This is a genomic window from Streptomyces sp. SID13726, assembly GCF_010548375.1.
Classification (GTDB): domain Bacteria; phylum Actinomycetota; class Actinomycetes; order Streptomycetales; family Streptomycetaceae; genus Streptomyces.
Window position 1 is genome coordinate 1 of sequence record NZ_JAAGLY010000401.1, and the last position, 454, is coordinate 454.

The 454-nt window shown below is 69.8% G+C and carries 1 protein-coding gene; it reads right to left on the reverse strand.

Annotated elements, in window-relative coordinates:
- A partial coding sequence (locus G3I78_RS48280; protein ID WP_164436971.1) for a hypothetical protein occupies window positions 1-438 on the reverse strand: 438 nt, incomplete at its 3' end.
- Window positions 439-454 lie beyond the last annotated feature (16 nt).

A 454-nucleotide genomic window follows, 5' to 3' on the forward strand; every position in this document is an offset into this window, starting at 1 on the left:
CTGGCAGGCGACCGCGCGCACCTTTGCCGCGGCGGCAGCGTCGCTCACCTCGGGTTCACTCAAAGGGGCGGGGGTGCCTTGGGCCTGCTTGGGGATCGGGGCCTTCCCGTTTGCAGGCGTCTTGTCCGGTTTCCCGAGGGGCTGCTCGTCCTGTTGCTCTGGGGCTCCGGCGTCGCGCTTCTGGCGGGAATTGTCGTTCGTCGAGCCGAGATCTGCGTCGGGCACGGCGACGGCGGGCGTCGCGTTTCCCGCGGGAAACGCTGCCTGCTGCTTGAGCCGGTTCTTCGCCGCCTCGGCGCTCAGGCCCTCTTCGCTCATCCACCCCAGGGCCCGGCGCTGCAGCTCATGCGCGGCCGGGGAGCTATTGGAGTCCTCGGCGTCCTTGATGGTCGAGAGGACGTAGGCGGCCTTGTGGGACAGGTGCCCCTCGTGCACCACGGTCTGGACCTCAGGG